At 40.0% G+C, this 19,160-nt stretch carries 17 protein-coding genes; 3 read left to right on the top strand and 14 right to left on the bottom strand.

What is annotated here, in order from left to right; all coding sequences use genetic code 11:
* The 7 genes from HMPREF2697_RS09380 to HMPREF2697_RS09350 form a co-directional block, all read right to left on the bottom strand.
* Positions 1 to 349: transposase family protein (locus HMPREF2697_RS09380; RefSeq protein ID WP_142350099.1), on the bottom strand; the 349-nt coding region annotated here is incomplete at its 3' end.
* 203 nt (positions 350 to 552) lie between these two features.
* Positions 553 to 1,926, bottom strand: a complete 1,374-nt coding sequence (gene nox, locus HMPREF2697_RS09375) for a H2O-forming NADH oxidase (protein ID WP_013990437.1) — start codon at positions 1,924 to 1,926, stop codon at positions 553 to 555.
* 288 nt (positions 1,927 to 2,214) lie between these two features.
* Complete coding sequence (locus HMPREF2697_RS09370; protein WP_002891178.1) at positions 2,215 to 3,753, bottom strand: ABC-F family ATP-binding cassette domain-containing protein; 1,539 nt, start codon at positions 3,751 to 3,753, stop codon at positions 2,215 to 2,217.
* Positions 3,754 to 3,891: 138 nt separating this feature from the next.
* A complete protein-coding gene (locus HMPREF2697_RS09365) occupies positions 3,892 to 4,422 on the bottom strand; it encodes an ECF transporter S component (RefSeq protein ID WP_004182357.1) in 531 nt (176 codons plus the stop codon).
* A complete protein-coding gene (locus HMPREF2697_RS09360; RefSeq protein ID WP_070850506.1) occupies positions 4,412 to 5,269 on the bottom strand; it encodes a pyridoxamine kinase in 858 nt (285 codons plus the stop codon). Before HMPREF2697_RS09360 ends, HMPREF2697_RS09365 begins: the two co-directional genes overlap by 11 nt.
* Complete coding sequence (locus tag HMPREF2697_RS09355) at positions 5,270 to 5,779, bottom strand: ECF transporter S component (RefSeq protein ID WP_002891181.1); 510 nt, start codon at positions 5,777 to 5,779, stop codon at positions 5,270 to 5,272.
* A gap of 138 nt (positions 5,780 to 5,917) precedes the next feature.
* The gene (locus HMPREF2697_RS09350) at positions 5,918 to 6,448 is read right to left on the bottom strand and encodes a DUF5067 domain-containing protein (protein WP_070850504.1); all 531 of its coding nucleotides are present in this window, start codon (positions 6,446 to 6,448) and stop codon (positions 5,918 to 5,920) included.
* A 159-nt stretch (positions 6,449 to 6,607) separates the two neighbouring features.
* Here HMPREF2697_RS09350 and HMPREF2697_RS09345 point away from each other — a divergent pair, with 159 nt between their 5' ends.
* Positions 6,608 to 7,873 carry an aminotransferase-like domain-containing protein gene (locus HMPREF2697_RS09345; protein ID WP_070850502.1) on the top strand — a complete coding sequence of 422 codons (1,266 nt, stop codon included), beginning with the start codon at positions 6,608 to 6,610 and terminating at the stop codon, positions 7,871 to 7,873.
* A gap of 39 nt (positions 7,874 to 7,912) precedes the next feature.
* On the opposite strand, the gene HMPREF2697_RS09340 is transcribed toward HMPREF2697_RS09345, so the two are convergent.
* From HMPREF2697_RS09340 to pheS, 5 genes are all read right to left on the bottom strand, one after another.
* Positions 7,913 to 8,251, bottom strand: a complete 339-nt coding sequence (locus tag HMPREF2697_RS09340; protein WP_002891184.1) for an ATP cone domain-containing protein — start codon at positions 8,249 to 8,251, stop codon at positions 7,913 to 7,915.
* A gap of 91 nt (positions 8,252 to 8,342) precedes the next feature.
* Positions 8,343 to 8,924 (bottom strand): hypothetical protein, encoded by a 582-nt coding sequence (locus HMPREF2697_RS09335; RefSeq protein ID WP_070850500.1) that lies wholly within the window; start codon positions 8,922 to 8,924, stop codon positions 8,343 to 8,345.
* A gap of 68 nt (positions 8,925 to 8,992) precedes the next feature.
* Positions 8,993 to 11,401 carry a phenylalanine--tRNA ligase subunit beta gene (pheT, locus tag HMPREF2697_RS09330; RefSeq protein WP_070850498.1) on the bottom strand — a complete coding sequence of 803 codons (2,409 nt, stop codon included), beginning with the start codon at positions 11,399 to 11,401 and terminating at the stop codon, positions 8,993 to 8,995.
* A 216-nt stretch (positions 11,402 to 11,617) separates the two neighbouring features.
* Entirely contained in the window at positions 11,618 to 12,136 is a 519-nt protein-coding gene (locus HMPREF2697_RS09325) for a GNAT family N-acetyltransferase (RefSeq protein ID WP_070850496.1), read from the bottom strand.
* A 16-nt stretch (positions 12,137 to 12,152) separates the two neighbouring features.
* Complete coding sequence (gene pheS, locus HMPREF2697_RS09320; protein ID WP_004182138.1) at positions 12,153 to 13,196, bottom strand: phenylalanine--tRNA ligase subunit alpha; 1,044 nt, start codon at positions 13,194 to 13,196, stop codon at positions 12,153 to 12,155.
* A 439-nt stretch (positions 13,197 to 13,635) separates the two neighbouring features.
* On the opposite strand from pheS, the gene HMPREF2697_RS09315 reads away from it, so the two are divergent.
* Together HMPREF2697_RS09315 and HMPREF2697_RS09310 are read left to right on the top strand one after the other, a co-directional pair.
* Complete coding sequence (locus tag HMPREF2697_RS09315; RefSeq protein WP_004182144.1) at positions 13,636 to 13,845, top strand: helix-turn-helix transcriptional regulator; 210 nt, start codon at positions 13,636 to 13,638, stop codon at positions 13,843 to 13,845.
* Between the two features lie 13 nt (positions 13,846 to 13,858).
* Positions 13,859 to 14,404 (top strand): DUF3278 domain-containing protein, encoded by a 546-nt coding sequence (locus HMPREF2697_RS09310; RefSeq protein ID WP_070850494.1) that lies wholly within the window; start codon positions 13,859 to 13,861, stop codon positions 14,402 to 14,404.
* Between the two features lie 389 nt (positions 14,405 to 14,793).
* Here HMPREF2697_RS09310 and smc read toward each other — a convergent pair whose 3' ends face one another.
* Together smc and rnc are read right to left on the bottom strand one after the other, a co-directional pair.
* Positions 14,794 to 18,327 (bottom strand): chromosome segregation protein SMC, encoded by a 3,534-nt coding sequence (smc, locus tag HMPREF2697_RS09305; protein WP_070850492.1) that lies wholly within the window; start codon positions 18,325 to 18,327, stop codon positions 14,794 to 14,796.
* Between the two features lie 2 nt (positions 18,328 to 18,329).
* Complete coding sequence (rnc, locus tag HMPREF2697_RS09300; RefSeq protein WP_002885331.1) at positions 18,330 to 19,019, bottom strand: ribonuclease III; 690 nt, start codon at positions 19,017 to 19,019, stop codon at positions 18,330 to 18,332.
* Positions 19,020 to 19,160 lie beyond the last annotated feature (141 nt).

The following is a 19,160-nucleotide window of genomic DNA, read 5'->3' as shown; positions in this document are numbered from 1 at the left end:
TCTCAGTTAGGAGTTGTGTAACCTTTTGTCGGACTAGATTGGAGATTTGGCAGTTTTTCTCAACGATAGATGTCTCAGCTACCGTGACTCTCCTACAATTTTTACACTGGAAGCGGCGTTTCTTCAGACGTAGTAGTGTTGGAGTTCCCGCTTGTTCGAGAAGAGGGATTTTAGAAGGCTTTTGAAAGTCGTACTTGATCATTTTTCCATGGCAATGAGGACATGATGGTGCAGGATAATCGAGTTTTGCTTGAATCTCTATATGAGTGTCAGTTTCAAAAACAAGTGAAATCTTGATGTTTTGGTCTTTAATTCCGATTAATTCTGTGGTATTCTTAATAAGTCTCATAAGTTCTTCCTAATGATGGTTTGGTTGCTTTTCATTATAGTTCTTATGGGACTTTTTGTCTGCATTCAAAAAGCTCTATAATCTCTACAGTGGTTTTACCCACTACAGAAATTATAGAGCCAATAAAAGTCTCCAGTAGGAGGCTTTTTTCGTATTTCAAAAAAGAAAAAAACAGCTAATTCAACTGAATTAGCTGTTTCAGATTATTTAGCTGAGATAGCTGCTTTAGCAATATAGCTAAGCGGTTGGTTAAAGTGTGGCAAGAAGAACAAATCAAGCAATTGAAGACGGTCGATCGTTACACCTTCTTGGATAGCCAATGAGAACATGTGGATTCCCATAGAGATGTCCATACGTGATACCATTTGAGCACCAAGAACTTTGCGTGTATCTTTGTCATAAACGATCTTGATTGTAACGTCTTCATTTTCATCTTCCATGAAGGCAGCTTTTTGAAGATCTGTTGATTCTACTACTGCTGGATTGAAACCAAAGCGTTTTGCTTTTTCTTCTGTCAAACCAGTAGATACCATGTTCAAACCATAGATTGAGATACCATTTGATCCTTGAACACCGTTTGATTCAACATCGCCACCACCGGCATTATGACCACCGACAATACCTGAACGAACAGCGTTTGAAGCCAAGGCAATGTAGTTCACATCTTCAAGGGCATTGTCATAAACGGTAGCACAGTCACCAACTGCATAAACATCTTTGATTGATGTTTCTTGTTTCTTATTAACAAGGTAAGCCCCATTACGGAATGTTTCCAATTTACCAGCACCAAGAGCTGTGTTAGGACGGAAACCTACTGCAAGGACAACCATGTCGACATCGTAAGCATTTTTATCAGTGACGATACGTTCAACTTTAGTATCACCTTCAACTGCCTTAACAGTTTCACCAAATGCCAATTTAATACCGTGGCTTTCCATATTTTTAGCCATAAGTTCAGTCAAGTCATGGTCATAATAACCAGCCAAACATGTATCAACAACGTCGATAAGGATAACTTCTTTACCATGACGTTGGAAAGCTTCAGCCAATTCAACACCAATGTAACCAGCACCTACAACCGCTACACATTTGATATCTTGAGATTTGTCGTTCAACTTATCGATAACTTCTTGGGCGTTTTGGAAAAGTTTAACGAATTGAAGGTTTTCAAGTGTAGCTTCGAAAGTACGGCTACCTTCTTTAATTTCAGCACCTTCGATTGGAGGCAAGATTGGTTGAGACCCAGTAGCCAAAATCAATTTGTCATATGATTCAACGTGCTCTTTGCCATCTACAAGGGCTGTAACAGTTTTACCATCAAAGTCAATAGACTCAACTGGTGAGTTCATATAAACTTTAGCACCCTTGCTTTCAAGTCCTTCTTTGTTGGCATAGAAAAGACCATCAGAACCTGAGATTTGATTACCAATCCAAAGAGCCATACCACAACCCAAGAATGAAATGTTAGAGTTTTGGTCGAAAACAACTACTTCATTTTGGTCTCCGTAATTATCGAGAATAGTATTAATACTAAAAGTACCAGCGTGGTTAGCACCAACAACTACGATTTTTGACATAAGTTTATCCAACTTTCTTTTGATAATAGTTTACTATTTCATTCTACCATAATCAGAAAACGGTTACACCTTTTATGCTCAGACTTTGTTACTTTTTGAACAAATTAAGTTTCTATACTCAAAACCCAAATAGGTCACGTCAAAATATGCAGAAAAACACTTTATGATGACGGTTATCTTTCTTAACACCATCACTGTCTTACCAAATCCCAGAAAGTTACTTTGCTTTAAAATATAAAAAAAGAGTGAGTAACTTTCTCTTTAGAGAATGTCAACACTCTTTTATCTCTATACTAACTCATTAAAATCCCAAACGTCTGTCCAACCTTCATAAAATTCTGGTTCGTGACATACCATAAGGATACTACCCTTGAAGGCCTGAAGGGCACGCTTCAATTCATCCTTGGCGTCAACATCCAAGTGGTTGGTAGGTTCATCCAGAACAAGAACATTATTTTCACGATTCATAAGGAGACAGAAGCGAACTTTAGCCTGTTCCCCACCAGAAAGCACTTGAATTTGGCTTTCAATATGCTTAGAGGTTAATCCGCATTTGGCTAGAGCCGCACGGACCTCAGCTTGATTTAAGGCTGGGAAGGCATCCCAAACCGCTTCAAGAGGCGTCTGACGTGACCCTTCTGCTTCTTGCTCGAAGTAACCTAGATCAATAAAATCACCTGTCTCAACTTCTCCTTCGAGTGGTTGAATAATACCAAGCAAGCTCTTAAGCAAGGTAGTCTTACCGATACCATTGGCACCGACAATAGCTACCTTTTGATTACGTTCGAAGGTTAGATTCAAAGGAGCCTTGGTCAAAGGGCGGTCGTAACCAATAACGAGATCTTTGGTTTGGAAAATAAAACGTCCAGGTGTACGACTTTCCTTGAAATGGAATTCAGGTTTTGGCTTCTCAGCCTGCAATTCAATAATTTCCATCTTATCCAATTTCTTCTGACGAGACATGGCCATATTTCGAGTAGCAACACGTGCCTTGTTTCGGTTAACGAAATCTTGAAGGTCTGCAATTTCCTTTTGCTGACGTTCATAGGCAGCTTCCAATTGTGCCTTTTTCATAGCATAGACAGATTGGAAATTATCATAATCACCTGCATAGCGAACCAAGTCTTGATTTTCAACATGATAGACAATGTTAATCACATCGTTCAGGAACGGAATATCGTGCGAAATGAGGACAAAGGCATTTTCATACTCTTGAAGATAGCGTTTAAGCCAGGCAATGTGTTCAGCATCCAAATAGTTGGTTGGCTCATCGAGAAGCAAGATATCTGGTTTTTCAAGCAATAACTTAGCCAAGAGAATCTTGGTACGTTGACCACCTGAAAGGTCCGTTACATCTGTATCCATACCAAAATCCATGACACCTAGTGCACGAGCAACCTCATCAATCTTAGCATCTAGTGTGTAAAAATCACGAGTTTCCAAGCGATCCTGAAGCTCACCGACTTCTTCCATCAGAGCATCAACGTCAGCTCCTTCGTCAGCCATAGACATGTAAATCTCGTTGATACGTTCTTCAGTTTTAAAGAGCTCATCAAAAGCTGTACGAAGGACATCACGAACGGTCATTCCCTTTTCAAGAACAGCATGCTGATCCAAATAACCCGCTGTAACGTATTTAGACCACTCTACCTTACCTTCATCTGGCTGCAATTTTCCAGTAACGATAGACATGAAGGTTGACTTTCCTTCACCGTTAGCACCGACAAGACCGATATGCTCACCTTTGAGCAAACGGAATGAGACATTTTCAAAAATAGCACGGTCACCAAATCCGTGACTAAGATTTTTGACTTCTAAAATAGACATAGCATATCTGGGCTGAACCTGCCTTCAGCCCTTTCCTTTCTTGACATTAACTTTACTATTTTACCATTTTTTAGTGAAAATTTGGACCTCTACTTCGGGAAAATGAAAAAGAAAAAGCAGGACTAACCTGCTAAATCTTTAGTTTCTCTGTAAAATACGTTTGAAGACAGGATAGAGGAGAGGCACCGCAATGATAGTCACTACTGATGTCCCAAAGGTCCCACCAATTTTAGTAAGTGCCAATACCATGGCTGCATTGAGTGGTAAAGCTGCAACGACACTATTAATAATCGTATACTTAACAAAATTTAAAATAATTTTGGTCACTGCCGCTATGACTCCAATGATTATGATGTTAGCCATTTTGTCATTTGATTTTAAAAACTTTTCAAAAACAAGATAGAGAACATAACAAACAATCAAAGATTCTAAAATAGTAATCCAGACCTCAGCAGCATAACCATTGAAAATATCAAATAGCCCTAATCCTACTGTTGCGACTAGCGCACCTTTTCTGGCACCAAAAATCAAAACAGCAATCACAACTAGGGCATTTCCCAGATGGACAAATTGAGGTCCAAAAGGAATACGAATAAACTGTACACTCACAATAATTAAAGCTGCATACAAACTCAATTCAACTAATTCACGTGTTTTATCACTTTTCATTTTTCTCCTCCAATAGGGCATTAAAACCACTGAATAAATAACCGATATGGGGCTCATAGCAAAGACCATATTTTAAAGGACGACCATCAGACAGTGTTGACGAAAGAACCCTATCCATAACATCCAAGGCCAAATCACAAACCTTTAGTAAATCAAGATTATAAAAGTAACCTGCTGATAAGATTGCCGTTAGTAAATCGCCGCTTCCAAAAAAATGATTACCATAACGTTTTTGCATGCGATAAATCGTTCGATTAGTCTCTTTATCAAAATAAGCCAGCCCAATTTTGTCATTCTCAAACGAGATACCTGTCAAAATAACTTTCCGAGGGCCAAGCTTGCTCAATTCTCTCAGAAGCTTTTCAATAGTGGCCTCATCATAGGAACCTGCTTCAAGATAAAGAGAATCCGTCAAAAAGGCAGCTTCTGTTAAATTGGGAATGATGACATCTGCCTGTTGACAGAAATCCTTCATGGCTTCTACATAGTTTCTATCAAAACCTTGATAAAGACAACCATTGTCACCCATAATAGGGTCAACAAATAGAGCTATGTGTTTATCACGAGCCAATTGACCTACACGTTTTAGTGCTTCTTCTGACTTAAAATAACCACTCACAAGGCCATCTACTATAAAATCCAAGTGCTCCCACTGCTTACAAAATCCTTTTAGGTCATCCGTAAGATCCCGTACATAGATATTTTCAAACTCCCCTGTGTGCGAAGATAAAAGAACGGTTGGTAGGGGAAGGACTTCAGTTTGACAGGCTGACATGATAGGGAGGCTACTAGTCAAAGCAACCTTACCTAGACCAACCAGGTCATTGGCAACAATTACTTTGGTCATCTATTTTCCTTCCCAGGTCTTTTTAAACTGTTTAACAAAACCTGTGTGGAAATAAATGTAGTAGGCCACTCCTAAACCAAGAATAGCAGCTACAATGTCAAAAGGAATCTTCATAATAGCATAGGCAGGCGTACCATAGATAAAGGCCCTTCCTAAGCCATATCCTACTAAGTCAATAATAGCCCCAATCAAGAGACCTAAAGCTGCCCTAGACTTACTCAATTTTCCTAAGCGTCCTCCAACAATAAGTGCAATTGCGAGAACTTGAAGGCTGTGTGTTACTAGAGTTACCCACATAGGAAGAGGATAAAAAAGAAAATCTCCAATAAAGGAACCTACTCCAGCAATAATAACTGCTTCTGTAGGTGGGAAAATTAAACCAACTAGGAAAATAATAATCCCGTTAAAATAGAAATGACCTCCTGGCACTGGAATAGATAAGAGACTCGAGCTCAAAATAATGACAAGTGCCATGAAAAATGCAGAAATGGTTAAACGTTTTGCTGACATACCTAAAACTCCTTAGTCAATAAATATAGTATAAGTTTATGAAAATTCTGACGATTAAACAAGATAGTATTTTCGCTACTGTATGGGTACAGATTTCAGACAATAAAAAAACACCACACATTCATGTGGTGATAAGACTTATTGAGCTTTTTTATCAAAGTATTTGACAGGTGCCTTTTCAAGATTTTGTAGTGAAAGCTTGGCAGTCGCATTTGCCTCAGTACCATAATCAGAAAAATCAATGCTAAGATCATGATCAAAATCAGCAACGGCATAGTCAACAACGATTTCTTTAACTTCCTTAGGAGCAATCTTGGTCTTATTTGCAATCTTATCTCGGTCATCATCTTTAGAAAAGACCATAGTAGCAACCTTAACTTCTTCCTTTTCTTGTTTTACATCAAGGACCACCTTCATCAAAAGAGTGTAAGCATTCATTGTTTCTTTACTTGAGTTGCTAAGCTTATAGTGAACACGGACAGCTTTTTGACCTTCTGGTGATTCGATTTTAGTTGCAGAAAGAACTTGTACACTAGCATCTTGTCCTGTAAATAGCATTTTGTTTTTATCGTAGGTCCAAGTAGGCTCTTTCTCTGGTGTGCAAGCTGACAAACCGATAATGGTTAAGCATGCAAGAGCCAGAAGTCCTAAGATTTTCTTAAAAGTCATTCTTATAATCTCCTTAAACTTATTTGAAAGGGGAATTTAGTTTTACCTTACAACCTTTTTATTATGTCAAAATCTAATAATCTTGTCAAATATCTCTAGGCCTCTTGCTCTTAGAAGGCAAGTAGGGTAAAATAAGGGAAAATCTGTAAGGGGTCAGTTATGAGTATTTATCAAGATATTGTCGAGACCATCATCAAAGATATGCAAAATGGTACTTTGAAAAAAGGGAGTAAGCTCCCCTCTATTCGTCAACTAAGCCAGACTTATGCCTGTAGTAAGGACACAGCTCAAAGGGCACTCTTGGAACTCAAGTATCAAAACTATATTTACGCCGTACCCCAAAGTGGCTATTACGTCCTAGAAGGTCGTAATGAAGTTGATAATAAGGTGCTTCTTAACCTTAACGATTACAATCAATTGGCCTACGAGGATTTTAAGCTTTGTTTGGATGAAAGTTTGGCGGGTCACCAGGACTACCTCTTCAACTATTATCATGAACAAGCCGGACTCAAAGATTTGCTTGAAGCCTTAAAGAGTCGATTAATTGCTGACGATATATATGTCAATTCGGATCAGATTGTCATAACCTCAGGAAGCCAACAGGCCCTCTACATTCTTTCACAGATGGACTTTGGTAATGGTGGCTACAAAATTCTCTTAGAACAACCTACCTATCATCGTATGAACCAGCTCGTCAACCGTCAAAATCTAGCTTATGAGACGATTAACCGTGGTTTTGCTGGTTTAGATTTTGACCGCTTGGAAGAGTACTTTAAATCTAGACAGATTAAGTTCTTCTATACCATCAGTCGTTACTCCAATCCTCTTGGATTAAGCTATTCTGCCAGTGAAAAAGAAAAGCTAGCCCAACTTGCCAATCAGTATAACGTTTATATCGTCGAGGATGACTATATGGGAGACTTTAGCGATAGTAAAAATCTCCCGATTCACTACTATGACACCCAAAATCAGACCATCTACATCAAATCCTTTTCCATGGCTCTTTTTCCAGGTTTGCGTCTAGGTAGCCTTGTCTTACCTCCTAATCTTAAGTCTACCTTTTTGAGCCACAAGGGACTTATTGACTATGATACCAATCTCATCATGCAAAAAGCACTTTCCGTTTATCTCGAAAATGGCATGTTCCAAAAAAACATTAAAAAACTTGTTGACCTCTTTCAACAAAACATGGCTAAAAGTCAAGCCATCATTGAGAAATCTAAGGTTAGCATTCCTTATCAGATTTCCCCTAGACATGTGACTTGGCAACTTCCTAAGGAGTTTTCACTTGAAAAATTCAAAGCCCACAAGCAAATTCGCTTTTTAGAATCCTCCTTTATTAGACCAACTTCTGAAACTTATCTGCAGATAGGTCATGGACAGGAACTGGAATCCTTTATAAAACTTTTAAAAAAGACAAAGTGACAATCAGACACAAAAAAAGCCATCGCTTGATGGCTTTTCTTATTTAGTCTGCTCAAAGCGTAGGTGTACAATGACCTTGTCACCATATCCGTTACGCTCCAAATCTCGTTGCAAACGGTATGAAATATAATGCTCGGCAATATTGATAAAGCCTGCTTCCATGAGACGATTTTCAACCAATGACTGAATCATGTTAATGGTTGGGCGTTCTACCTGAGCATCTTGAAGATCAAGCACTACTTTTTTCGTCACTTGAGCAAGGTTTTGGCGCCAAGTATCATCAAGAACATACACAGTCTGTGCTGCTTTTAAGATGGCTTGGTAAATTTTATCAGGATCAAATTCAGCAACTTGACCATTACGTTTAATAATTTGCATGGCTACCCTCTTTTCATGGTTTTTTCTTTTATTATGCAGAGAATTTACATATTTGTCAAGTGCAAATCCCTGAAAGAGCTATCCAGACTGCTTATTCCCAGAATTTAGAAATGTAAACTGGTTTGCCATGTTTATCAAAGGATAGGGTTGCCGTGTAGGACTCTGACTTATGATGCCGCATATAATTAGCGATTCTCTTGTCACCGTTTATCAGGTGAATGTCATAAGTCTGCCCGTCAGAACTTACAAAGTGAGCATTAATCCTAGCACTACTCGTTTTTGTCCCAACATGACTAATATCTATTTGTTCAACTTGACCATCAATGGTTTTAGCTATAGGACCTCTATAGTCTTTGTAAATAGTGACGGTAGCCAAAACATCATCAACTAAAACATAGGTCATTCCGAAAACGAACAGATAAACTATTGGGATGACAATGAAAGATAATTTAGTTTTGCGGAACGTTTCTTTATGCCAAGCCCAAATATCCCGAGGTGACATGGTTAGAAAATTCTTAAAATATTTATGAACAAGTAACCAATAGACTAGTATTAAAAATGTTACTTGTCCCAAGGGATAAGCAAAACTGGGTAAACCATCAATCAGTACATTGACTTTATCAGATTCAAAAGTATAGTGTCCCCATACACCGTCAAAGAACTCTAAAAACAAATTAACTCCTTTTTGTAATATAGTCTAGTCACTTAAAAATCCATCTTCTCAGATGGATTTTTTAACTATTAACGTACTTCTGCTTCGACTTTCTCAGTAAGAGCTTTGGTGATTTTTTCCATGTATTTAGCAACTTCTTCGTCTGTGAGGTTGTCGTTTGGATTTTGGAAGGTAAGGCTATAAGCCATTGATTTCATTCCAGCACCAAGTTTTTCACCTGCGTAAACGTCGAAGAGTTTAACGGCAACCAAGCGTTTCACTCCTGCAGAATAGATAGCATCAAGAACTTCTTGATGAGTGATTTCTGCCTTGAGAAGAAGGGCAATATCACGTGATACTGCAGGGAATTTTGTGATTTCAACAAATGGTTGAGCCAGTTGCAAGGCTGCTTCTACAGCACTAAGGTTAATTTCAGCCACATAAGTCTCAGGAATGCCATAATTTTTAGCAGTTTGTGGGTGAACTTGACCAAGGAATCCAATCGTTTTACCATCAAGGACAATAGCAGCTGTACGACCTGGGTGCATACTTGCTAGGTCTTTTGTCGGTACATAGTCAACTGAAACTTCAAGTTTATCAAAGAGAGCTTCAACAATCCCTTTAGCATAGAAGAAATCAACTGGTGTTGCTTTAGTTTGGAAATCTTTTTCAGCTACTAGACCAGAAATAGCGAAGGCAAAGGTATTGATTTCATTTGGCAATTCCTCTTTTGGATTACCGTTTTGTTCAAAGACCTTACCAATTTCGTAAATAGCAACGTTACTATTCTTACGGTTAACATTGTAAGCAACAGTATCAAGCATACCAGAGACCATGTTCTGACGGAGGGCTGAACGGTCAACAGTCATTGGCCACATCAACTCAGTCAAGTTAGTAGGTGTCGCAGCAAATTCAACAGCTTTTTCAGGTGTAGTCAAAGCATATGAGATGATTTCAGTCAATCCAGCACCTTCAGCAATGGTACGAACCTTACGACGAAGCGCTTGTGTTTCAGTCAATTCACCGGCTGTTCCTGCTGCTTCTGGAAGTGTCGTAGGCAATTTTTCATAGCCGTAGATACGTGCAATTTCTTCAACCAAGTCTGCTTGGATACTGATATCCCAACGACGACGTGGTACAGATACAGTGAATTTATCAGCATCACCAGTCAATCCAAAACCAAGTTTCGCAAACACATCTTCAATATCCGCAAAAGTCAATTCTGTACCAAGGCGAACATTTACGTAGTCAAGGCTTGTAGAAACTTGAACTGGCTCTGTATCAACAGATCCCGCTTGAACACGGCCTGCGAGCACCGTTCCATTTGCCAATTCTTGCAACATAGCTGCAGCAAAATCAAGTGCTTCAAGGACAGTATCGTTATTGATACCTTTTTCAAAACGTGATGATGATTCTGAACGAAGGTTGAGACGGCTACTTGTCTTACGAACTGATTTTCCATCAAAAACAGCAGCTTCGAGAACGACATTTTTAGAATTGTTGTCAATTTCAGTTGAAGCGCCACCCATAACACCTGCGAGAGCAACTGGTTTGTCAGCAACTGTAATAACAATATCTTCAGCAGTCAATTCACGTTCTTCACCATCGAGAGTGACTAATTTTTCCCCATCACAGGCATCACGAGCAACGATACGTGAATCTTCAAATTTATCCAAATCGAAGGCATGCATTGGTTGTCCAAAGTAAAGAAGAACATAGTTTGTCACGTCAACCACGTTGTTGATTGGACGAATACCAGCATTCATAAGAAGGTTTTGCAACCATTGTGGACTTGGTTGAACAGTAACATTCTCAACCACACGACTAGCATAAGTAGCCACTTTATCACTTTCGATGGCTACTGAAATCTTATCAGAAGCTGGTTTGCTGTCTTCAGTAACTGTTTTTTCTGGGAAGTGAACAGATTTTCCATAGATTGCAGCAACTTCATGTGCCACACCACGCATAGAAAGAGCATCCGCACGGTTAGGTGTGATTGACAATTCGATGATTTCATCATCAAGGTCAAGATATGGAAAAATGCTATCGCCAGTAACGGCATCTTCTGGCAAAATTTGGATACCATCCGCAAATTCCTTAGGAATAATGCTATCTGGAAGTCCAAGCTCTGCCAAAGAACAGATCATCCCGAGAGATTCCATGCCGCGAATCTTACCTTTTTTGATTTTGTAGTTGTCCGCAATGCGGGCACCAGGAATGGCAACAATTACCTTGATGCCAGCAGTGACATTTGGAGCACCACAAACAATTTGACGTGGACCTTCAGCATCTCCTGTATCTACTTGGCACAAGTGCAAGTGTGTTTCAGGCACATCTTCACATGACAAGACATGACCAACAACCAATTTTGACAAGCCCTCAGCAGGTGTCTCAACACCTTCCACTTCAATACCTGTCGTCGACATTTTTTCAGCGAGTTCAGCAGTGGTAACATCCACATCAACCAACTCTTTTAACCATTTATAACTAACTAGCATAATTATGATACCAAGCCCGTTAATAGCTCTCCGCAAAAATAGGAAAGGCAACATTGGTGCATCAGCACCTAGGCGACTTTATCTTTTTTGCCCAGAGCTTAGGGCGGGTTCAAATCCTTTCTGTAATTTAGGAATATGTATATCTGATATAAGAGGAAGACGAACTAACACGTTTAATCGCCTTTTAAACTCCTCTCTATCAACTTAATAATAGGTTTATAGTTTTAATTTAAGCAACCAGTCGCGGTCTACTTTACCGTCACCAACTGGAAAATTGTGTTCTGCGAATTTTTCAAAGCCATATTTATCGTAAAATATCTGTGCTTTGAAATTCCTTTCCCAAACACCCAACCAGGCCCAATCACAACCTAAATCACGAGCTTCTTGTAAGGCAAACTCAAAGAGTTGCTTACCCAAGCCCATGCCTTGGAAGGACTGACTGATATAAATACGTTGAATTTGAAAGGCATTATCCAAGTGCTGCTCTGTTTGAGCAGAACCTACATTAGTCTTTAGAAAACCTGCCTTTTCACCATCAACGAGAATGAAAAAGTAACGCGATTCTTCATGAGTGATTTCATCTAAGAGAACTTCCTCAGAAAGTGCGGTGTCAAAGTAACCTTGCAACTGGGCTTCGGTATTATCATGAGCAAAAGTCTCTCTAAAGGTATCTTCGGAGATAACTTTTAATTCTGCTACTTCTTCCGGAAGAACCTTACGAATAACGACTGACATGATAACCTCCTAAACCTTATTTAAACTGTTCTGAGAAACGAACATCCCCTTGATAGAAGCCACGAATGTCGTTGATACCATAACGAAGCATGGCAATACGTTCTTGACCAAGACCAAAGGCGAAACCTGAATATTCTTCAGAATCAACGCCTGACATCTCAAGCACTTGTGGGTGCACCATACCAGCACCGAGGATCTCAATCCAACCTGTCTTCTTACATACGTTACATCCTTTACCACCACACTTGAAGCATGACACGTCAACCTCAACTGAAGGCTCAGTGAATGGGAAGTAAGAAGGACGCAAACGGATTTGACGTTCTGCACCAAACATTTTTTGGATAATCATTTCAAGCGTTCCCTTAAGATCACCCATTGAGATGTTTTTACCAACGACCAAACCTTCGATTTGGTGGAACTGGTGACTGTGAGTCGCATCATCTGTATCACGTCGGAAAACACGTCCTGGTGAGATCATCTTAAGTGGACCTTTAGAAAAATCGTGTTTATCAAGTGTACGAGCTTGAACAGGACTTGTGTGAGTACGAAGCAAAATTTCTTCAGTAATGTAGAAGGTATCTTGCATGTCACGCGCTGGGTGGTCCTTAGGCAAGTTCATACGTTCAAAGTTATAATAGTCAGTCTCAACTTCAAAACCATCAACGATTTGGAAGCCCATCCCCAAGAAAATGTCTTCGATTTCTTCAGCTGTTTGGCTAAGAATATGACGGTTACCAAGTTTGACTTGGCGTCCTGGAAGGGTTACGTCAAGACTTTCAGAGTCAAGTTGTGCTTGAATTTTAGCGGCTTCAACAACTTTAGCTGCTTCGTCAAAAGCTTCAGTCAAAACGTCACGAACTTCGTTGACCATTTTACCAACTTTAGGGCGTTCTTCATTTGGAAGGTCTTTAAGTCCCTTCAAAAGATCTGTCAAAGATCCTTTTTTACCCAAAACTGCAACACGCAATTCCTGTAATTCTTTAGAGTGTTCACCACGCATTTCAGCCAATTTAGCCTGCGTTGATGTTTTCAACTCTTGCAATTGTGTTTGTAAATCCATGAGATTCCTTTCTGATGTAACAATTTCGAATCGCAAACAAAAAACCACATGCCAAAACTCCAACCCGGAGCGTTGACACGCGGTACCATCCGTTTTTTATCTGGTTACCCAGACCTTGATTCGTCAGTCGTTTTCATGAGTGAATTCGCCAAACTTCCCTTGAGGAGGCTTCCAGTCCATGGCCCCCAATCCCTGTCAATTTCCATAAGGTTACTAGTCTCTACGACTTCTATTCAATTACTATCAATTTTACCAAAAAAACAAAAAGCTTTCAAGAGCTGACAAAGAAACCTTTAGTTAATGCCAAAATGGAAAATATGTCTAAGATAATTGACACACCTATATAAACTTGCTACAATTATGTCAGATAAAGTTGACATAATTAATGAATTGCGACTTACAGCAACACATTAGCTTGTCTTTCAGAAGGAGGCCCATTATGAATCATGTCAGGGAATTTAGAAAGAATTTAGGGCTTTCGCAATTAGAACTTGCAAAGTCTATTGGTGTTTCCCGACAGACCATTAATATGATCGAAAATAACAAATATAACCCAACACTGGAGCTCTGTCTTAATCTAGCTAAAGCTCTAGATACGGATCTTAACAGTCTCTTTTGGGATGAAAATCCGAATAGAGATATAAGATAGAAAGAGGTAAATCATGATTAAAGAAACTTTCACTGACAAACTCATTAAACGTTTTTACGGTATCACAGGTCCTTTAGATGAACAAAAGCGCCAACAGGTTGATCGAATGGGTAACATAGCTTTCGTAGTTCTTTTCTTTACCTTACTTTGTGGTAATTGTATTGCCTTTCTTATAGGCTTTAAGTATCCCGAACTTGTAGCTCGTATTTATCCTATCCTCCTCTTGATTATCATTCTGTTAGTTAGCAGCATCCTTATTTATAAGTTAAAGATAAGTGCTGTTAATGCTTTTGACGAGGAAGAACTGACTGAGAAAGAGAAAAAACAACTTAAGCACGTGGGGCTTAAGTCAGGTTTATACTTTGGGATTAGCATGTTCTTAGGCATGCCCCTAGTTCACTTCTTAGTTGACAATAAAGACTATTTGACAGAATTATTCTCAATCCATAATATGCTATCAGGCATTTTTGAAGCTATCCTTTTTGGGGCTATCATGCAGGGCTTGGTCAATGCTGGTATCAAACAAGCCAAATCTCAAGCTGAGAAAGGTGACCAATAAACTAAAAAGACAAAGAAAAATCCAGGTTTCCCAGCCTGGATTTTTCGCTCGAAAGAAGACTTCTTAGACTTGTATACGTGAAGCCTAAATGTGTCCAGAAAATCGTATCTTAACACATACACTATAACTAACTTCAAAAAACACCATATCCCCATATGACATTTCCTTAAATATTGTAACATGTCAGTGGGAAATGACAAGTCGCCCTCTCTCTCATAAACCCTAAAATCCTAATCATAGCCCTTGTTATGCTATTTCACGCAATCGATTGCGTGATTTTGAAAGCGCAAACTTAATGATTTTCTGAAAGTCCTTACAAATTTTTTGAGACTATGAAAAAAGATAGTGATAAAGCTATCAACTATCTTTCATGAAAATATAATCTATTTTTAGTCTAAATCAAGGTCTTTCAGTTTGACCGAAACGATTTTCGAAACACCTGATTCCTGCATTGTTACCCCATAAATAGAGTCTGCTGCAGACATCGTTCCCTTACGGTGGGTAACTACAATAAATTGACTGGACTTGTCAAAACGATTAAGGTAGTCACCGAAGCGTTTAACATTGGCTTCATCCAAAGCAGCTTCTACTTCGTCTAGGATAACAAATGGAATGGTCTTAACACGAATGATGGCAAAGAGAAGGGCCAAAGCTGACAAGGCCTTCTCACCACCAGACATAAGGTTAAGCGATTGAATTTTCTTACCTGGAGGCTGCACAGAAATTTCTACCCCAGCCTCTAGGAGATTGTCTGAGGTCAAAATCAAGTCTGCTGAACCTCCACCAAACATCTGGGTAAAGGTCTGTTTAAAGCTTTCTCGGATAGCCTCAAAGGTTGTTTTAAAGCGTGATTTCACTTCATCATCCATGTCATTAATGGTATTCAGAAGGAGACTCTTAGCTTCGAGCAAATCATCCTTTTGTCCGTTCAAGAAATCAAGACGTTGCTTAACCTCTTCAAACTGGGCAATAGCATCCACATTGACCGGACCCAAAGCTTTAATCGAACGCTCAAGACCTTGCAGATTCTGGCGGGTTTGTTCGACATTGTCAAGAGGACTAGCCTGACCTTTGGCAACTTCAAGTGTCATCTGGTAATCTTCAGCCAACTGAGTCGCAAACTTACGAAGTGATTGACTAATCTGACTTTCACGTTCTTCCAAGCGAGTCTGCTGACGAATCAAATCCTCATTACGATTGCCAGCTTTAGCCAAACGCTCCTCCAAGTCCTCCAACTGACCTTCGTAATCTTGCACCTGAATCTTTGCACGGACAAGAGCTTGTTCCAAATCGTCTTTACGTTGGACAGCTTCTTTATGTTGTGCTTGCAAATGCGGAAGGCGGTCAGTTTGGTCATCATTGACCTGGTTATTAAGGAGGGCTTTAAGACTATCCGATTCCTTCATTAACTCAGACAAGTCGGCTTGAAGACGATTGCTCTCTGTCTTAGCAAAACGCAATTCTGCTTGCAAATCACGTTCCTTCAACTGAAGTTCAGATTGCTTGTCTAAGAGAACCTGTTTTTGTTGGCCAAGAGCGTCTTTGTCTTCCTTAATAGCCTCAATACGGTCGTTAATAGCCTCACGCTTGGATGCAATTTGCACTAACTCTGCTTTAAGTTGTTCAGCCTTATCTTGAAGATTTGCTCCATCAGTTCCCTGAGAATCCTGTTTGAAACTATCCACTAGGGTTTGATTTTTCTCCACCTCTGACAAGGCTTGTTGGTGTTCTAAGTCTAGTTTTTGCTCCTGAAGACGAGCATTTTCACCATCTACCTTAAGGTCTTCTAACTCTTTCTGTAGAGCTTTACGTTTGATTTTGAGGGCTTCAACTTTGGCTTCACTATCACTTAATTGGATCTTGATCTGGTTAATTTCAGCAGTCAATGCATCCAGTTCAGGCTTGATAAAGAGGTTATTGTTTTGTTTGTTGGTACCACCAGCAAAGGCACCACCGGGACGAATTTCAGAGCCGTCAAGAGTAACCATACGCACTTGGAAACGAACCGCTCGAGCCGCCTTATTGGCATTGTCAATGGTATCAAAGATTGCCGTAACCCCTAGGAGGTTTTGGAAAATATTAGATAAGCGGTCCTCATAGGTAACCAAATCGGAAGCCATACCAATAAAGCCCTGTGCATTGGCTAGATTTTGGGCAAATTGTCCGTTAAGTTGACGTGGTTTGATAGTGGTCAACGGCAAGAATGTCGCACGACCCTGACGATTGCGCTTCAAGTAGTCAATCGAACGCTTAGCAGCCGCTTCATCCTCAACAATAATATTTTGCCCACTAGCCCCCATAGCGATTTCAAGAGCTGTCTGATAGCGCGTATCAAAGGTCAAGTGTTCACTAACTGCACCAATAATTCCTTGAATGGATTGGGCGTTTTGAAGGACAGCCTTAACCCCTGCATAGAAATTAGAATGATTTTTTTGAATAGATTCAAGACTTTGACGACGGGCATCTTTACTCTTAAGGTGATCCATGAGGTCAAACATCTGCTTTTGAGCCTCTTGATAGTCCCTATCTAGATCTTGATAAGCCTGAGCCTTTTCTTTGTAACTAGCTAAGAGGCTTTGAAGACGCTCTTGGGCTGCTTGATAAGCTTTTTGGGTTTCGCTAGCCACTTCCTGAGCGGAAAGCAAATCAGCTTGAGCTTGTTTATATTCTTCAGCTTGTGCCTCAAGCGCTTGTGTCTGACTGTCCATGTCGTGAGTAACCTGAGTCAAACTGTTGGAAACCTTGGCTTCCTCCTGCATCAGACCAACATAGTCCTCACGTAAACGTTCAATAAGCGTATCTGGGTCATCAGAAAATTGCTCCAGTTCTTTTTGAATAGCAATCAGCTCTTTGGCAAGGCTATCCAACTCCGCATTCAATTCAACTTGGCCTTGATTAACCTTATCGAGTGCTGCCTGAGCTTCTTCTTTCAAATGCTCTAACTCACTGAGACGAGCTTCAGTTTCTTCTTTTTTCTCTGAACGCTGCTGACTCTCCATGGTATAAAGATCAATTTGACGCTCAAAGTCACTAATAAGACGTGTGACATCCACCAAGGTTTGTTGGTCAGAAGAAATTTGTTCTGAAATTTGATGTCGTTTCTGTTTGAGCTCCTGGTTCTCAGTCTCTAGACGATGACGTTCCTCATAATAGCTGGTTAATTTTTCCTTGACCGCTGCCAAATCCTCTTGGGTCTGGCTCAACTCAGATTTACCAACTTCAATATCGTGGACCAAAAGGTTAAGCTGAGTCTGTCTACGCTCTTCATCTAATTCCAAGTAACGTTTGGCAGTCGCAGCTTGCTTTTCAAGCGGTTTAACCTGACCGTCCAGCTCGTAGATGATATCTTCCAAACGATCAAGATTATCCTGAGTTTGATTAAGCTTGCTTTCCGTTTCTTTCTTACGTGTCTTATATTTGAGAACCCCTGCTGCTTCTTCGAAAATAGCGCGGCGTTCTTCAGGTTTGGCATTAAAAATAGCCTCAACACGACCTTGGGAAATAATGGAAAAAGAATCACGCCCCAGGCCTGTATCCATAAAGAGGTCATGAATATCACGCAGACGAACCTTACGACCATCAATCAAGTAATCATTGTCACCGTTTCGATAAATGTGACGCTCCACACGAATGGTTTCACCAGCACCCGCGATAAAGCCATCACTGTTATCAAGAGTGACCGCTACTTCCGCATAGTTGAGAGCCTTACGAACCTCTGTCCCCGCAAAAATAACGTCAGGCATCTTGCCCCCACGCAAACTCTTGGCAGATGATTCCCCCAGTGCCCAGCGTAGACTCTCTGTAATATTTGATTTTCCCGATCCATTTGGACCTACAACGGCTGTCACTCCCTTGTCAAAGACGACTTGCGTCTTATCCGCAAAGGATTTAAAGCCCTGCATTTCAATTGATTTCAAATACATGCTTAATTTCCTAGTTGTTCAAGAGCAGCCTTAGCCGCTGCCTGTTCAGCTAATTTCTTAGATTTTCCAAGACCTGTGCTGAGTTCCTTACCATCAACAGCTACCTGCATAGTAAATTCTTTGGCATGAGCTGGTCCAGACTCGTCGATAACGGTATAAGTAATATCAACCGTACCATTGACCTGAAGACGCTCTTGCAAGGCTGTCTTATAGTCTGTTACGCGGTCAAAGTTCCCCTTTTCAACCTGAGGAATCATGACCTGATTCAAGAATTTCTCAACAGCAGGCAAACCTTGATCCAAATAAAGAGCACCGAGGAAGGCCTCCCAGAGGTCACCAAGGATAGTGGCACGTTCACGTCCACCAGATTTTTCTTCCCCTTTACCAAGACGGATATACTGCTCGAAACCGCAGGCCTTTGTAAAACCTGCCAAACTTTCTTCACGAACGATAGTACTACGCATCTTAGACATTTCCCCCTCTGGCTTGTTAGGGTAGCGTTTGTAAAGATAAACAGAAATGACTAATTGCAGAGCCGCGTCTCCTAAAAATTCCAAACGTTCATTATGTGAAATGTTTAGGAGGCGGTGCTCATTGGCATATGAGGTATGGGTAAATGCTGTTTCTAAGAGGTCTTTTTGGCTAAAAACAATACCAAAATCCTGCTCAAGTTTTTGTTCAAGTTGATTCATGAAACTTCCTTTCTTTTTAAGCACACTAACTATAATTATATCAAAAAAAGCCAATTTTCATGATAGAAAACTGCTTTTAGACCCTATATCAGCTTATTTTGTGAGATTTAACCTATTCAACTAAAAAAGCTGAGCAAGCTG

The organism is Streptococcus sp. HMSC064D12 (genome assembly GCF_001837205.1).
Taxonomy (GTDB): domain Bacteria; phylum Bacillota; class Bacilli; order Lactobacillales; family Streptococcaceae; genus Streptococcus; species Streptococcus salivarius_D.
This window is presented reverse-complemented; position numbering and strand designations above follow the sequence as displayed.

Excerpts from the sequence above, each read along its gene's own strand:
- pheS (WP_004182138.1), bottom strand. The coding sequence starts at position 13,196 with ATGGATTTACAAACACAATTGCAAGAGTTGAAAACATCAACGCAGGCT.
- smc (WP_070850492.1), bottom strand. The coding sequence starts at position 18,327 with ATGTATTTGAAATCAATTGAAATGCAGGGCTTTAAATCCTTTGCGGAT.
- HMPREF2697_RS09360 (WP_070850506.1), bottom strand. The coding sequence starts at position 5,269 with ATGACCAAAGTAATTGTTGCCAATGACCTGGTTGGTCTAGGTAAGGTT.
- nox (WP_013990437.1), bottom strand. The coding sequence starts at position 1,926 with ATGTCAAAAATCGTAGTTGTTGGTGCTAACCACGCTGGTACTTTTAGT.
- pheT (WP_070850498.1), bottom strand. The coding sequence starts at position 11,401 with ATGCTAGTTAGTTATAAATGGTTAAAAGAGTTGGTTGATGTGGATGTT.
- HMPREF2697_RS09345 (WP_070850502.1), top strand. The coding sequence starts at position 6,608 with ATGAGTATTTATCAAGATATTGTCGAGACCATCATCAAAGATATGCAA.
- HMPREF2697_RS09315 (WP_004182144.1), top strand. The coding sequence starts at position 13,636 with ATGAATCATGTCAGGGAATTTAGAAAGAATTTAGGGCTTTCGCAATTA.
- HMPREF2697_RS09355 (WP_002891181.1), bottom strand. The coding sequence starts at position 5,779 with ATGTCAGCAAAACGTTTAACCATTTCTGCATTTTTCATGGCACTTGTC.
- rnc (WP_002885331.1), bottom strand. The coding sequence starts at position 19,019 with ATGAATCAACTTGAACAAAAACTTGAGCAGGATTTTGGTATTGTTTTT.
- HMPREF2697_RS09365 (WP_004182357.1), bottom strand. The coding sequence starts at position 4,422 with ATGAAAAGTGATAAAACACGTGAATTAGTTGAATTGAGTTTGTATGCA.
- HMPREF2697_RS09350 (WP_070850504.1), bottom strand. The coding sequence starts at position 6,448 with ATGACTTTTAAGAAAATCTTAGGACTTCTGGCTCTTGCATGCTTAACC.
- HMPREF2697_RS09340 (WP_002891184.1), bottom strand. The coding sequence starts at position 8,251 with ATGCAAATTATTAAACGTAATGGTCAAGTTGCTGAATTTGATCCTGAT.
- HMPREF2697_RS09370 (WP_002891178.1), bottom strand. The coding sequence starts at position 3,753 with ATGTCTATTTTAGAAGTCAAAAATCTTAGTCACGGATTTGGTGACCGT.
- HMPREF2697_RS09325 (WP_070850496.1), bottom strand. The coding sequence starts at position 12,136 with ATGTCAGTCGTTATTCGTAAGGTTCTTCCGGAAGAAGTAGCAGAATTA.
- HMPREF2697_RS09310 (WP_070850494.1), top strand. The coding sequence starts at position 13,859 with ATGATTAAAGAAACTTTCACTGACAAACTCATTAAACGTTTTTACGGT.